The sequence below is a fragment of the Stenotrophomonas sp. HMWF003 genome (assembly GCF_003061285.1).
GTDB classification, from domain to species: Bacteria; Pseudomonadota; Gammaproteobacteria; order Xanthomonadales; family Xanthomonadaceae; genus Stenotrophomonas; species Stenotrophomonas maltophilia_AP.
This window is the reverse complement of sequence record NZ_QAIW01000173.1, coordinates 1-12,893: the sequence shown is the minus strand read 5'-3', so window position 1 is coordinate 12,893 and position 12,893 is coordinate 1. Positions and strand designations below refer to the sequence as shown.

Annotated in this window: 11 protein-coding genes; 3 read left to right on the top strand and 8 right to left on the bottom strand. The window is 58.4% G+C overall.

Annotated elements, in window-relative coordinates; genetic code table 11:
• From DBR34_RS07120 to DBR34_RS07090, 7 genes are all read right to left on the bottom strand, one after another.
• A partial coding sequence (locus DBR34_RS07120) for a hypothetical protein (RefSeq protein WP_146186787.1) occupies positions 1 to 196 on the bottom strand: 196 nt, incomplete at its 3' end.
• Between the two features lie 333 nt (positions 197 to 529).
• The gene (locus tag DBR34_RS07115; RefSeq protein ID WP_258223724.1) at positions 530 to 1,210 is read right to left on the bottom strand and encodes a GAD-like domain-containing protein; all 681 of its coding nucleotides are present in this window, start codon (positions 1,208 to 1,210) and stop codon (positions 530 to 532) included.
• A 117-nt stretch (positions 1,211 to 1,327) separates the two neighbouring features.
• Positions 1,328 to 2,011: a GAD-like domain-containing protein gene (locus tag DBR34_RS07110; protein WP_128096268.1), complete on the bottom strand. Its 684-nt coding sequence runs from the start codon at positions 2,009 to 2,011 to the stop codon at positions 1,328 to 1,330.
• A complete protein-coding gene (locus DBR34_RS07105; RefSeq protein WP_128096267.1) occupies positions 2,008 to 3,861 on the bottom strand; it encodes a PAAR domain-containing protein in 1,854 nt (617 codons plus the stop codon). Before DBR34_RS07105 ends, DBR34_RS07110 begins: the two co-directional genes overlap by 4 nt.
• 330 nt (positions 3,862 to 4,191) lie before the next feature.
• Positions 4,192 to 4,458, bottom strand: a complete 267-nt coding sequence (locus DBR34_RS07100; RefSeq protein ID WP_128096266.1) for a hypothetical protein — start codon at positions 4,456 to 4,458, stop codon at positions 4,192 to 4,194.
• A gap of 176 nt (positions 4,459 to 4,634) precedes the next feature.
• The gene (locus DBR34_RS07095) at positions 4,635 to 4,967 is read right to left on the bottom strand and encodes a hypothetical protein (protein ID WP_128096265.1); all 333 of its coding nucleotides are present in this window, start codon (positions 4,965 to 4,967) and stop codon (positions 4,635 to 4,637) included.
• A 203-nt stretch (positions 4,968 to 5,170) separates the two neighbouring features.
• Positions 5,171 to 5,470, bottom strand: a complete 300-nt coding sequence (locus tag DBR34_RS07090) for a SymE family type I addiction module toxin (RefSeq protein ID WP_038690824.1) — start codon at positions 5,468 to 5,470, stop codon at positions 5,171 to 5,173.
• Between the two features lie 334 nt (positions 5,471 to 5,804).
• Between DBR34_RS07090 and DBR34_RS07085 the strand changes: the two genes are divergently transcribed.
• From DBR34_RS07085 to DBR34_RS07070, 3 genes are all read left to right on the top strand, one after another.
• Positions 5,805 to 6,026, top strand: a complete 222-nt coding sequence (locus DBR34_RS07085; protein WP_128096264.1) for a hypothetical protein — start codon at positions 5,805 to 5,807, stop codon at positions 6,024 to 6,026.
• A gap of 610 nt (positions 6,027 to 6,636) precedes the next feature.
• On the top strand, positions 6,637 to 8,556 hold the full coding sequence (locus DBR34_RS07075) for a DNA cytosine methyltransferase (RefSeq protein ID WP_128096262.1): 1,920 nt from the start codon (positions 6,637 to 6,639) through the stop codon (positions 8,554 to 8,556).
• Positions 8,557 to 8,722: 166 nt separating this feature from the next.
• Entirely contained in the window at positions 8,723 to 9,712 is a 990-nt protein-coding gene (locus DBR34_RS07070; protein WP_219928228.1) for a hypothetical protein, read from the top strand.
• A 191-nt stretch (positions 9,713 to 9,903) separates the two neighbouring features.
• Here the strand turns inward: DBR34_RS07070 and aceE are convergent, their stop codons facing one another.
• Positions 9,904 to 12,591, bottom strand: a complete 2,688-nt coding sequence (gene aceE / locus DBR34_RS07065) for a pyruvate dehydrogenase (acetyl-transferring), homodimeric type (RefSeq protein ID WP_128096260.1) — start codon at positions 12,589 to 12,591, stop codon at positions 9,904 to 9,906.
• Positions 12,592 to 12,893: the final 302 nt, after the last annotated feature.

Here is a 12,893-nt window from a genome sequence, read left to right as displayed (position 1 = left end):
GATGCCTCGCCAGCAACTCATAGTAGAGTCGTTCGGTAATGTCCTCGATCGAGCAACCCGACGCGACGAAAGCGACCAAGCCTTCTTCCTCGGGTGTGCCGCGCTCCCGTTCCCAGCGGCTACGGCGCAGGGTGTAGCCGACTTCGCCGTACCAGTACTTGCCTTCGAAATCTTCGTCTTCGTTTTCGTCTTGCATGGCAATCCCCCGGGCTTTAGCAGTCGCCCAAAGTGGAACTATGCCGCCAGTGCAGGTTTCTGCATTGGGGTGATGCCGCCTAGCGCCATGTTTGGGCGCTCGTGGTTGTAAGTCCATAGCCAACGGGTGGCGGAGTGCGCGCCCCTGCCCTAGAACTCAGTGCCTTTGCGCCAAACATTGAGCACATTGGCGCACTCGTCAGGATCTGTCATCCAGAAGAGTCCGTCTGCGTTGTCGGCAATGCCGTACGATCGCGACCCGAACGGATTCTTGACAGGGAGCACTCAGAGTCTTCGTCGATTATCAGCCTGTTTGGCTTGTGCGGACGACTCATTACTTCCAGAGCCCTCTATCCTTTGCCTCCTTCACGATATCCAACATGATCTTTGGATCACCCAACTGTGCCAAGAAGATCAGGTGCTCGACCGCCTTCACTTTCTTCAAGTGATCCAGGCGGGCAGGCCCACCCATGCCAAGTGCCGGCACGAATCCGTACATTTCATCCTCCGCCAATGGTCCGAGCGCTTTGAGCGCACGCTCAAACAACGGGCGGTCGTCGTCATCATCCTCGTCCAAGCTGCTGCGCCTGGTAGCAGCCAACCAGTTTGAAATCATACTGTCAGCGTATCCATCCTTTATGCGATCGTACTTGTCAGATGGGAATATCATCGCCATGTTGGTGACAATAGTCAGACTTGGCCCGCTCTTCGTGCCCCATACAACAAGTTTCCCAAACGCAGTTCGGCCGATGACATAGTATTCATCTTTTCGGTGGAAGTTCGTTCCATAAAGCCAAGCATTGAGCACTTCTGAATAGTCATCAGGATCAGTCATCCAGAACAGCCCACTGCCATAGCCCGCAAACCCATATGCCCTCCAATACTGGAGCAACCTGTCGGGTAGCTTCCCTCTGTAGTGGTCGAGCTTGTGAGATGGCACCGGACGCGTATCAACTATTGGCCCGAAGCCTTCATCATTGTAAAAGGACTCGAATCCTTCATCGACCATATACATTATTTACACCAATGCAGCCCATCATTAACTGTACAGCTTGCATACACGACCGGAAAATTCGCCGAGGGGACCAGCACGGCATGCACATCTATAGTGTGATTTCCGAAATACACCCGACTAATCCAGTAGCCCTTGGTCATCGACCTCTTTAACGATGTCCCGCATGACTTCTGGCTTGCCGAGCTTCGCTAGAAAGACGAGGTGCTCCACAGTTGACACCTTCTGCAAGTGATCAATCCTGCACGGCCCGCCCATTCTCAATGCAGGGACGAATCCGTACATCTCGTTGCTGGCCAAAGGGCCCAGCAGCCTGACTGCACGATCAAAGAGTGGCTCGTCATCTTCATCCGTTTCGTCCAGATCCTCTTTTTCGATTCCTGATATCCATGAACCAATGAGGAAGTCCGCTTCGCTGGGCGGGAGTTGTGGCGGCGCGGCACGCGGGAAAATCATTGCCCAGGCACAGACGATCTTCATACAAGGGCCGGTCCGCGTGCCCCACACTATCAATTCACCGAAAGCGCTACGGCCAATGACGTAGTACTGGTCTTGGCCGTGGAAACTGGTTCCCTCCAACCATGCGTCCAATACGGCCGAGTATTCCTCCGGATCTGTCAGCCAGAACAAACCATCGCCATAGCCAGCGAAGCCGTAGGCCGCCCAGTACTGGAGCAACCGATCGGGCACCTTGCCTCTGTAGTAGGCAAGCTTCGATGGCGGAACGGGCTTCGAATGGACCACAGGCCCAAAGCCTTGGTCTTTGTAAAAACACTCAAAACTGTCATCGACAAAATCAATCATTTGCATCGCTCCAACCCACCATTCATCTTGGTATTCGCCCGTTCGGCGGTAGGAACCCTCGCTGCTGCCGCGTCTAACTCAGCTATGCGCGAGGTCTCACCCTTCTTGGGATTTCCCCATTGTCTTCCGATTGTCTGATTGACTTCCCCGTCTCCAAAGTCAGCAATCTCATCAGCGCCGCCAGCCACGAGGTCCGGATTGTGCAGAGCGTTCATTACTTTGCGCGTGTTCTCTGCATCCTCCTTAGCCATACGCAGGGCATCTTTGGCCGGCACCCCAGCTCGCTCGTACGTTTCCTTCTTCCTCTGAATTAGCGCTTTCCTGTACTTGGTCCAGGCCCGCTCGGCAACCTTGCGATCGCGGTTGTCAGGATCAAATGCCTTTCGAGCGTTAAGGTACTCCTCAACGCTCATATCGTTGAGCCCCGCCTCCTGCCCCTTCAACTGCCTATCCATTTCGGGGAATTTTGACTCAGGCAGCTTCTGCGTATTGAAACAAGGCAACTTCTTCCGCGGCATCCGCTTCGGCAGCCGCGTGGTCTCGATCTTCCTGCCACCATCCGGCGTGCGGTTGCCATCGGCCTGACGCCGCTTACGCGTCTTCAGCACCTTGGCCAGGCCCTTGAACGCGTCCTCCACCTCTTCCATCAGGTGCAGCAGCTTCTTGCCCACGCGGGCGGCCGTGTTGCCCGCCTTGGCCGCAGCATAGCCAAAGCCGCCGGCGCCGCCCAATTCCACGGTGACGGCCGCCAGCAGGATGGACACCACCACGTCCACCATGATCTGTGAGCTGAAGCGGGCCTCGATGCGCTCCTGTTCGTCGGGCGGTACTGCCTCCCACCAAGCTACGCCGAAGGACGGCAGCATCTCGGTGATGCCGGGGTCCTCGATCAGCAGGTTGAACAGCTCCTTGGCCTCGCTGGCGGCATCCATGACCTTGCCGCCGGTGGCGCGCAGGGCGGCGATCTTGCGGTCCAGGCCGTCGCGGTCGCCGGTGAGCAGCAGGCGGGTCCACTCCTTCAGTTCGCGGTCGGCCTTGTACATGAGCACGGCCATGTCCACCGCTGTTTCCACGGTGCCGGCCACGTAGTCCCACGTGCCCTGCCCCATGCCCAGCGCCTGGTTGCCGCGCTGCAGGCCCCAGCGCATGGCGTTGCCGGCCTTGTCCCACTGCTGCCATTCCGGGGCCATGTCGGTGCGGGTCTGGGCGACGATGGCGTCCAAGGCCGCCTTCAGCCGCGCGCGTGCGGCCAGGATGGGGTCGTTGTCTTCGTCGGGCTCGTCAGGCTGGAACAGCACCTGCACCATCTGTACCGGGCCAACGGTGACCTCGGGTATACGCGCGCGGCCCTCGTCGTCCAGGTGGCCGGTGCGGATACTGTCGTCGGGCAGCATCACCTGGTAGGCCACGCCACGCACCGGGGTGCGGTCGAGGTCGCCGTAGTGGTAGTGCAGCAGGATGTCCTGCTTGACCGGCGCGCTTGCGGGCGCCTTGGCGGTGGTGCCCTGGGCGACGAAACCGGCGGCGGGCGGCACCGGGCTTGCTGCGGCTGCGCCCCCACCTTTGGCCGCGCCACCACCGCCCGACTCCACCGACACCGTGCTCTGCTTCACCGCCAGCACCTTGCACCCGCACGCCAGCGCGTCGCCATGCCTGGCCAGCGCCTGGCCGTCCACGATGAACGTGGGGTCTCCGGTAACGATGGGGAACGCACCTTGGTGCTTCGGGCAGAAGGCCTTGTCGCCCACGCGAGCGACGGCCATACCGTTGATGTCGGTGAACGGCGAGCCCGTGAGGACTGTGCCGCCACTGCTGGTGCTATCGCCTACGACAATTGCAATGCGCCCCACGCCGGGTCCTTGGCTTTTGATGTGGCGGGAAGGCTAGCAACTTGGAATGCGGCTCCTATTGATGAGGATCACGAACCGAACAGGCACGCGCTCACACTTTTAGCCGCATCAGATATTTCCTACGCAACAGAACGTAGTTCAGGAAGCGGAACAGTAGGGATCTGATCTTGCAGAAACTGTGTTTCGGTCAAAGAGGCACGTCACATAGATCACGCCGCGTGCTCCGTGCCATGCCCTATTGACTCTGTGCATCGTACATTGATTTTCTGCGCACGATTGGCCAAACCGATACAACGTCGCAGGTGCCGCTACACACCCACCTTAGGTCTTTCAAGGTACTTCTTGAGATAAAGAGGCCGGTGGAATCGCCAGCAACTCCGCCGAGGCGTGCTCAACGACCTGAAGGAACTCAGCCAGAGAGAACTTCATGGTGACCTCATCCCTCAGCGCCCTGGCCAAGTGAAAGAACTCTACTTCAAGCGCACCATCCTTCCGCTCGCGATCGATGCGGCAAAGAAGCTGCGAGCGGAAAGAGACCTCTACTGCCAGGGAATCGAAGGTCGGCGGGCTTACGAAGTCGATTGAGAAGTTGGTCATGCCTGCACCTGTCATTGAGGCCGGCAACAGCTTGAAGTAACCGGGCGCCAGGCGTCTACCCGACAAGGCCGGCGCCCCGGTGAACTGCCAGCCTTACGATGAAGGCGGATGCGGTACGCCTACCGACTCGGCAGGCGCACCACATGAACGGTCAGACGCAGAGCGGGCGCCGCCCCTCACCCCATCCCAAACGGCGAACACCGCCACCCAAGCTGCCGAGCCACCATTGCCTCCAGATCCCGCTCGCCGCCTTCAAAGCACGGCGCCGCCTCCGGCTCACACGTGGCCACCCTCGCCCCCTCCAGGGCCACCGCGCCTGCCGCCCGCTCGACCAGGTCGAAGGCCCCGGCCTCTGCGTCGGCATCCACACATGATTGCCGCACCACATACTCCCGCATCAACCGCTGGAGCACCTGTGCGGCGGGGCGGTGTTCGCGCGCCGCCGCGTGCTGGAAGCTGGCGCGCAGGCCAGCGGCCATTTCCAACTGCATGAAGACACTCTTGCTCATGCGTTCCTCCCACTGCTGGGTTATGAAACAGGTTGTACATCCACACTGCGCCGGGCGTGCAGTGACGTGCTGGCGTTTGCGCCTGCCACAGCGCAGCGCTGCCGAACCGGGGCAGGCACTGCGGCTGTGCGGCCAGGCCGCCCGCAAAAGGGCTGGCGGGCACTGGCCGTGCAGCGGCCCACCCGGCGGGTGGGCGCGGGCGCTCAGCCGGTGCGGCGCTGCAACTTGCGGGGGATCTTCTTGACCACCGGCACGGGCCGCTCCACCACCGTAAGGGTGATGCTGCCGTGCGTGGCCTCCACCTTCAGGCGGGCGCCTACGTCGAAGCCGAGCTTGTCCAGCCAGCGACCGCGCAGCTTGAGGTAGGGAACAATCTCGGTGGGACCGCACTCTTCGCGGTCCGGGTACGTCAGCGCGCCTACGCGGTAGCTGCGTGCGGGGCGGGCGTAGGGTTTGCGCTTGGGGCGCGCGTCATCGGGTTCGTCTTCCCACGGCGTCAACATGTTGGACCTCCTGCAGGGCTTGCCCTTGCCGGGATGGCAAGGGCGTCGGGAGGTTAGAAACCGTCTAGCGAGAACCGGCGGGCGTATTTCCTCAGGAGGTGTTGTATTAGCCACCCTCCCGACATAGGGACGTCCAACATTGTCTCGCTAGAGGAGTTTCTACGCTCCGATGAACACCATGCGCGTTGGTGTGGAGGATGGGAAATCGCTTGTTCCTGTTGATCTGGCGGGGGTTGGTTGGCGGCGTCTACGGTGCGACGCAACTGGCCCGGTTCAGTCGCAGGCCTTGGGACGGGGTGGCGGCATGCTCTCTGGCCTATCGGGAGGACCACAGATGACCAGGATTGACGGGGATTGGCTTGAGGCGTTCGACGAGGCCATGTTGGGCTTCTTCGCTATCGACCATGCGGATGCGGGCATGGATCAGTGCCTGTTGGAGTGCTACTCGGACCTGCCGGCCAGGGAGGCTGCGCTGGCGTTTGGGGAGGACTATGAGCTTTGCCGGGTGGATAGGTTCTGGCCGCCGCAGCTCCGATCTGCGACCGGCTGGCGGTAGACCAGCATTGGATGCGAAGCCTCTCGCATCAGCACTATTGAGCATTGGGAATCCGCAGACCCTTCCTTTCAATTTTTAATACTAGGAGCCCGGAGCCGGGAAGACTCATAAGGTTCCAGCTGGAGCAGAGGCGGCGATATCGCGGGCAATCAAGTCAGCGAATCAGCCGTAAACCAAGGAACTGTGCAAGGAACACAATTCTGTCTCATCCTATGAGACGCCGACCATAAATGCTTGATCTCAACCTTGAGGGTGAGACCTACTGGAAAAGGGCTTTGAGCGTCCATGGCTCCTGGAACCCATTGTTTCGCCTTGAGCAGAGCCTGCGAGGGCGGACGACCGATGGAACACGAGGCGCGCAACTGATAGAATGGATACACATTGTGTATCCACCCAGGAGCAGCGAATGAAGGATGCAGGCATGCGGATTAGATTGGAGCCTGAACTTCGCGAAGCATTTGTTGATAAGTGCAGGCTTCAGAACACCTGCGCGGCGCAGGTGTTGAGGGAGTTCATGAGGGCATATGTTTTTAGCCAGGATCAACTCAGTCAGTCGTCCGTCGACAATATCGCTGCAACCATTAGAGATCGATAAAGGATCTTGCACTATATGAATCCTGAATTTACACAAACCCAAGGTGTCTTTCCAAAGCCTATCCGAGTAGCTGCATTCTTCGCCGGTGCCGGCGGACTGGATTTGGGCTTCGATCAGGCAGGGTTTGATGTTGTGTATGCCACTGACTTCGTGCCGCAATGTGCGGAAACTCTTAGGGTCAACTCGTCCAGTGCGTTGAGGTCCGCACCTGAAGTCGTGTGTGCGGACATCCGTTCACTTCGAAAAAATGACCTTCCGACAGATATTGATTTTGTCATAGGAGGTCCACCATGCCAGTCCTTCTCCGCATCCGGGCGCCGCGCGGGCGGCGCGGCGGGTACGCTCGACTCAAGAGGAACTCTATTTGAAGCATACTGCCGAGTGCTCTCCTGGTTGAAGCCGAAAGGATTTCTCTTTGAGAACGTTCGAGGAATTCTTGCAACGAATGGAGGTGAGGACTGGGAGCGAATCCAGGAGGCCTTTAGGGAGCTAGGCTACACGATCAGTTTTAGAGTGCTAGACGCGCTGGACTACGGTGCACCGCAGCAGCGCGAAAGGCTATTCCTAGTCGGGCATCGAGCCGATCAGACGTTTCTGTTCCCGGAGCCTCTATTCGGACCGGATTCTTCTGACGGACGACCACATATTACTGCTAGCGAAGCGCTCGAGGGCATCGTCAACTCGGAGGATATCGATGCGCTATACCTGAGAGATGGAAAGTACTCCCATCTCCTCCCGCTTGTGCCTCCCGGAAGTAATTATCTTCACTTCACGGCAAAGCGCGGATTCCCAAATCCGGTATTCGCTTACAGATCGAGGTTCTCTGATTTCCTGTATAAGGCTGATCCAGGCCTTCCAGTCAAGACCCTGATAGCAAGCCCTGGGAAGTATACCGGTCCGTTTCATTGGGATAGCCGTTATTTTACTGTCGCCGAGTACAAACGCCTGCAGGGGTTCCCTGATGAATACGAAATCACTGGATCTCGCTCGGATGCGATTAAACAGATCGGCAACTCGGTAAGCCCTAAGATTGCCTACATTTTGGCAAGAGCAATTGCCGTTCAGATCTTTGGCGCCGATCTCCCAATTAGCCTTCTCCCTGCATCGGCATCGCTCAGCTTTGATAAGAGAAAGAGCGCAAAAGCGAAAAACACAAGGCAATTGCATGCCAAGGTGGATCAGACAATGACCGCCATGACACAAGCATTCTCGCTCCACGAATACACCTCGCGAGTGGAACCGACGACGACGCCCATCGGAAGGCACAACACGAAGGTTATAAAAACTGAGGATGGCATAGCTATCTCCGTACGAGCTGACGGCAGCAGAAAGCTGTTTGCTAAGATGACTATACGCCTGCCAGGAATAGTTCCGCCTGAAAATGCAAAGTCAGCGCCGAGGGATGCTTTCATTCATGTTGAATTGTTTGGAGAGTCACCTCACTCGATCCAGACGATGTGGAATGCCATCGATGAATGGGTTATAAAATCCAGCAATTTCCATTCTTTGTTTGAGCTTTACGGCCACTTCACTGAACCTCACCCGATTTTCGAAATACTTACTTTTAGTGTTTACTCAGAGCATCCAATTGCACGGTTCGCGCAACATTGCTCGGACTTTAGTAATTGCTCAGTTCACCTAAAGAAATCGCACCTCACTGGGATATTTGGGTCCTCGATGGGAAAGCGAAGTTTTCTTGACATAGTGGAAATCCTCAGGAACTACAGGTTCGATATACGCTGCTTCGAAACTAACATAGCTATGCCTAAAGATAAGTACATGGTGGCGTATCCGTTTACGCTCCCGCTTAGGAAGCAAATGAACTTCTCGGTTAAACGCAAGGAATCTCCGCTAGCGGTGAGCTTTACTACGGACAAACACCTTTTCGATTCAATTCAGGATGAGAGCGATAATGAATCCACCATCACAATCTAAAACTCAGCAAGCCGACATTGTTCCTACTTCGGAGGCGGAGTTAAAGATTGGGGAGAGGATTAGCTCATGCCTGGATTCAGCGCTTGTGCTTGCTGAAGATGACTTCGCAGCAGAGGGTCCGGCCCAGTTCGACTTGACCCCCAGGATGAGAGCCGCGATTGAACACATGTCCACCAAATCTGAGACGGCAAGCGCGGCGTTTACGAATGTCATCACAGGAATGAGCATCAAGGCGGCGCGCCCGGAGGTTGATGTCAGATTTCATCAGGTGCAAATTCAAAAACAAACGGATCGACCCGCTGGCTTCAATTTTAGAGGAGTTTCCGAGAAAATCATCTATCCATGGCTTTCGCGAAACGAGTTCAACGGAGCCAAGTCAGGTTGGCAGACGCGCACTTTGGAGCGACCAAAGCCGTATTTCTTGGAGTATGATGAGAATATCGGCGCCATCAAAGATAGCTTCCTTTCTATTTATGATGAGCTAGAGATAGGGGGCTGTAATGCGCGAGAGGCTCTACGGTTTGCCTTATACAAGCAGATCGAGCTTCGTGCTAAAAAGAAGATCACCATTGCTGAGCCGAAGACCACGGACATATCGACGATCGTCAGCATGCTGACGGAGCACTTCTCGGCTGAATATAAGAACAAGGGTGCGTCCAGACTGCCCGTTCTTGCTTTTCATGCGATCTATGCAGTTTTGACTCGTGAGATGCAGAGATTCAATGGAATGACGCTTAAGCCGCTTGAGCCCCATTCGGCCGCTGACTCTCAAACTGGCGCTATTGGAGACATTGAGATTGCAAGAGCTGATGGATCGATCTTCGAGGCTCTTGAAATTAAGCACGGAATTATCGTTGATGCAACCATTATCGAACACGTGAAACGAAAATTAATGGACAAAGCGGTTGATCGCTATTACGTTCTCACTACCCATCCCAGTGGCGAGAAGCCGGGCCTGGAGAAAGAACTCGCGGCGATTCAGTCGCGATTAGGATGCCAGGTAATTGTGAATGGGGTTTATCGCTCTCTCTACTATTATCTACGCCTTCTGGCCGATCCATCTAGCTTTGCACCGGAATATGCGTCCCTCCTCAAGCACGAGAAGGCCGTGTCTTTTGAACATCGCGAAGCGTGGAACAAGATTGCCGTAGGCTAGCTGACCTAGAACTTAGGTTGGGCTGAGCGAGTTTTGCAGATTAGTAGGCAACCCTGCCTTTTGATAATCTTTGTTGATCAAAACATTCCAGGTTGAATGGAATGAGTTTCAAACATCAGTTCGCTGGAGCTACAACAAAGAAGGGCGGCCATCTGGCCGCCCTTCTTTGTTGTAGCTCCAGCTTCAAACCATCAAACCCCGACAGGATTAGCCTTCTCAGGATCAATCTTGTACTGCTTGATCGCTCTTGTCACATCCTTCGCGGTCATCTTCCCTTCCTTCGCCAGCGCCGCAATCGCGGCATGCGCGATGTAGTACCGGTCAACCTCGAAGAAGCGACGCAGGTTGGCGCGCGTATCCGAACGACCGAAGCCATCGGTACCCAGCACCGTGTACGACATCGGCACGAACGAGCGGATCTGGTCCGCGTACGCACGCACGTAGTCGGTGGCGGCAATGGCCGGGCCCTGGCGGCCTTCCAGCAGCTCGGTCACGAACGCCTTGCGCTGCTCGCCTTCCGGGTGGAAGCGGTTGTAGCGCTCCACGTCGAAGCCGTCGCGGCGCAGTTCGTTGAAGCTCGGGCAGCTCCAGATGTCGGCGGTCACGCCGAAGTCCTTGTCCAGCAGCTCGGCTGCGGCAATGGCTTCGCGCAGGATGGTGCCCGAACCCAGCAGCTGCACGCGCAGCTCGCCCTTCTTCGGCTTGCCGGCGTCGGTGAGCAGGTACATGCCCTTGACGATGCCGTCGGCCGCGCCTTCCGGCATTTCCGGGTGGGTGTAGTTTTCGTTCATCAGGGTGATGTAGTAGTACTCATCAATCTGATCTTCCATCATGGCCTTGGTGCCGTGCTGCAGGATCACCGTCACTTCGAAGCCGAAGGTCGGGTCATAGCTGCGCACGTTCGGAATGCCACCGGCCACGATATGGCTGAAGCCATCTTCGTGCTGCAGGCCTTCACCGTTCAGCGTGGTGCGGCCAGCGGTGCCGCCCAGCAGGAAGCCACGGGTACGCATGTCGGCGGCCTGCCAGGCAAGGTCGCCCACGCGCTGGAAGCCGAACATGCTGTAGTAGATGTAGAACGGCAGCATCGGCACGTTGCTCACCGAGTAGCTGGTACCGGCGGCCATCCACGAGGCGATGGCGCCCGGCTCGCTGATGCCCTGCTGCAGCACCTGGCCGCTCTGGTCTTCGCGGTAGAACATGAGCTGGTCGGCATCGACCGGCTTGTACTTCTGGCCGAACGGCGCGTAGATGCCGATCTGGCGGAACAGGCCTTCCATACCGAAGGTACGGGCTTCGTCGGCCACGATCGGCACGATATGCGGGCCCAGTTCCTTGTCGCGCAGGGTGATGTTCAGGCTCTGCACGAAGGCCATGGTGGTGGAGTAGCTGCGCTCGCCGCTGCTCTTGAGCAGGCGCTCGTAGCTTTCCAGCTTGGGCGCGTTGAAGCTCTTTTCGGCCTTGCGACGGCGCTGCGGCAGGTAACCCCCCAGCGCGGCGCGGCGTTCCTGCAGGTACTTCACTTCCGGCGAATCCGGGCCCGGGTGGTAGAACGGCACTTGGCCATCGGCCAGCTGGGCGTCGGTCACCGGGATGTTGAAGCGGTCGCGGAAGTGGCGAACGGCGTCGTCGTCCAGCTTCTTGGTCTGGTGGGTCGGGTTGAGTGCTTCACCCGCGCTGCCCATGCCGTAGCCCTTGACCGTCTTGGCCAGGATCACGGTGGGCATGCCCTTGGTGTTCACCGCTTCGTGGTACGCGGCATACACCTTGTGCGGGTCGTGGCCGCCACGGTTGAGGCGCCAGATGTCGTCGTCGCTCAGGCCGGCGACCATCGCGGCGGTCTCCGGGTACTTGCCGAAGAAATGCTCGCGGGTATACGCGCCGCCGAAGGCCTTGCAGTTCTGGTATTCGCCGTCGACGGTTTCCATCATCAGCTTGCGCAGGACGCCGTTGGTGTCCTTGGCCAGCAGGGCATCCCAGTAACCGCCCCACAGCAGCTTGATGACATTCCAGCCGCCGCCACGGAAGACGCCTTCCAGTTCCTGGATGATCTTGCCGTTGCCACGCACCGGGCCGTCGAGGCGCTGCAGGTTGCAGTTCACCACGAAGATCAGGTTGTCCAGGCCTTCGCGGCCGGCCAGGGCGATGGCGCCCAGGGTTTCCGGCTCGTCGCTCTCGCCGTCACCGATGAAGCACCACACCTTGCGGTCGGACTTCTCGATCAGGCCACGGTTTTCCAGGTAACGCAGGAACTGCGCCTGGTAGATGGCGGCCAGCGGGCCCAGGCCCATCGACACGGTGGGGGTCTGCCAGTAATCGGGCATCAGCCACGGGTGCGGGTAGCTGGAGAGGCCACCGCCGTCCACTTCCATGCGGAACTTGTCCAGCTGGGCTTCGTCGATGCGGCCTTCCAGGAAGGAACGCGCATAGATGCCCGGGGCACTGTGGCCCTGGATGAAGAGCAGGTCGCCGGGGTGGTTGTCGCTGGGGGCGCGCCAGAAGTGGTTGAAGCCCACGTCATACAGCGTGGCGCCGGAGGCGAAGGAGGCGATGTGACCGCCCAGGTCGCCCGGCTTGCGGTTGGCGCGCACCACGGTGGCCATCGCGTTCCAGCGGATGATGGAACGAATGCGCCATTCCAGTTCGGCGTTGCCCGGGCTCTTGGCCTCCAGGGTCGGCGCGATGGTGTTCACGTATTCGGTGGTGGGAGAGAACGGCAGGTACGCGCCCGAACGGCGGGTGAGTTCAACCATGCCTTCCAACAGTTGATGCGCGCGCTCGGGGCCCTCGACATCAATTACGGCCTTCAGCGACTCGATCCATTCCTGGGTTTCCACAGGATTCGGGTCGTTGTTCAGCACCTCGTTCAACCAGTTCATTTGCGCTCCCATGACCGCACGCACGCGCGCGACTGTTTTAGATTTCTAGCCGCAAAGTGTAGCGCACCCTAGGGTTTGCTTACTTCGCTACGGGTGCGTATGGACGATGGGGCGGTGTCCTTGGGGACAGCCTGGGCCACGGTTTTGGCCCGCCGCCACGGTTCCACGCGCGCGTTAAGCATGGGCGGGCGCGATGACGCCGGCAGGTCAGAAGGACAGCGCTGGACAAGCCGATGCAGGTGGCGCGGGCGCTGCGGGGCGATCGGGCCGCCGGGTGCGGCGGCGTGGCGGCCTGGTGGCGG

Bases quoted from the DNA above. Each gene is read 5' to 3' on its own strand.
- DBR34_RS07115 (WP_258223724.1), bottom strand. From the start codon at position 1,210: ATGTATATGGTCGATGAAGGATTCGAGTCCTTTTACAATGATGAAGGC.
- DBR34_RS07110 (WP_128096268.1), bottom strand. From the start codon at position 2,011: ATGATTGATTTTGTCGATGACAGTTTTGAGTGTTTTTACAAAGACCAA.
- DBR34_RS07100 (WP_128096266.1), bottom strand. From the start codon at position 4,458: ATGACCAACTTCTCAATCGACTTCGTAAGCCCGCCGACCTTCGATTCC.
- DBR34_RS07095 (WP_128096265.1), bottom strand. From the start codon at position 4,967: ATGAGCAAGAGTGTCTTCATGCAGTTGGAAATGGCCGCTGGCCTGCGC.
- DBR34_RS07090 (WP_038690824.1), bottom strand. From the start codon at position 5,470: ATGTTGACGCCGTGGGAAGACGAACCCGATGACGCGCGCCCCAAGCGC.
- DBR34_RS07085 (WP_128096264.1), top strand. From the start codon at position 5,805: ATGACCAGGATTGACGGGGATTGGCTTGAGGCGTTCGACGAGGCCATG.
- DBR34_RS07075 (WP_128096262.1), top strand. From the start codon at position 6,637: ATGAATCCTGAATTTACACAAACCCAAGGTGTCTTTCCAAAGCCTATC.
- DBR34_RS07070 (WP_219928228.1), top strand. From the start codon at position 8,723: ATGTCCACCAAATCTGAGACGGCAAGCGCGGCGTTTACGAATGTCATC.
- aceE (WP_128096260.1), bottom strand. From the start codon at position 12,591: ATGAACTGGTTGAACGAGGTGCTGAACAACGACCCGAATCCTGTGGAA.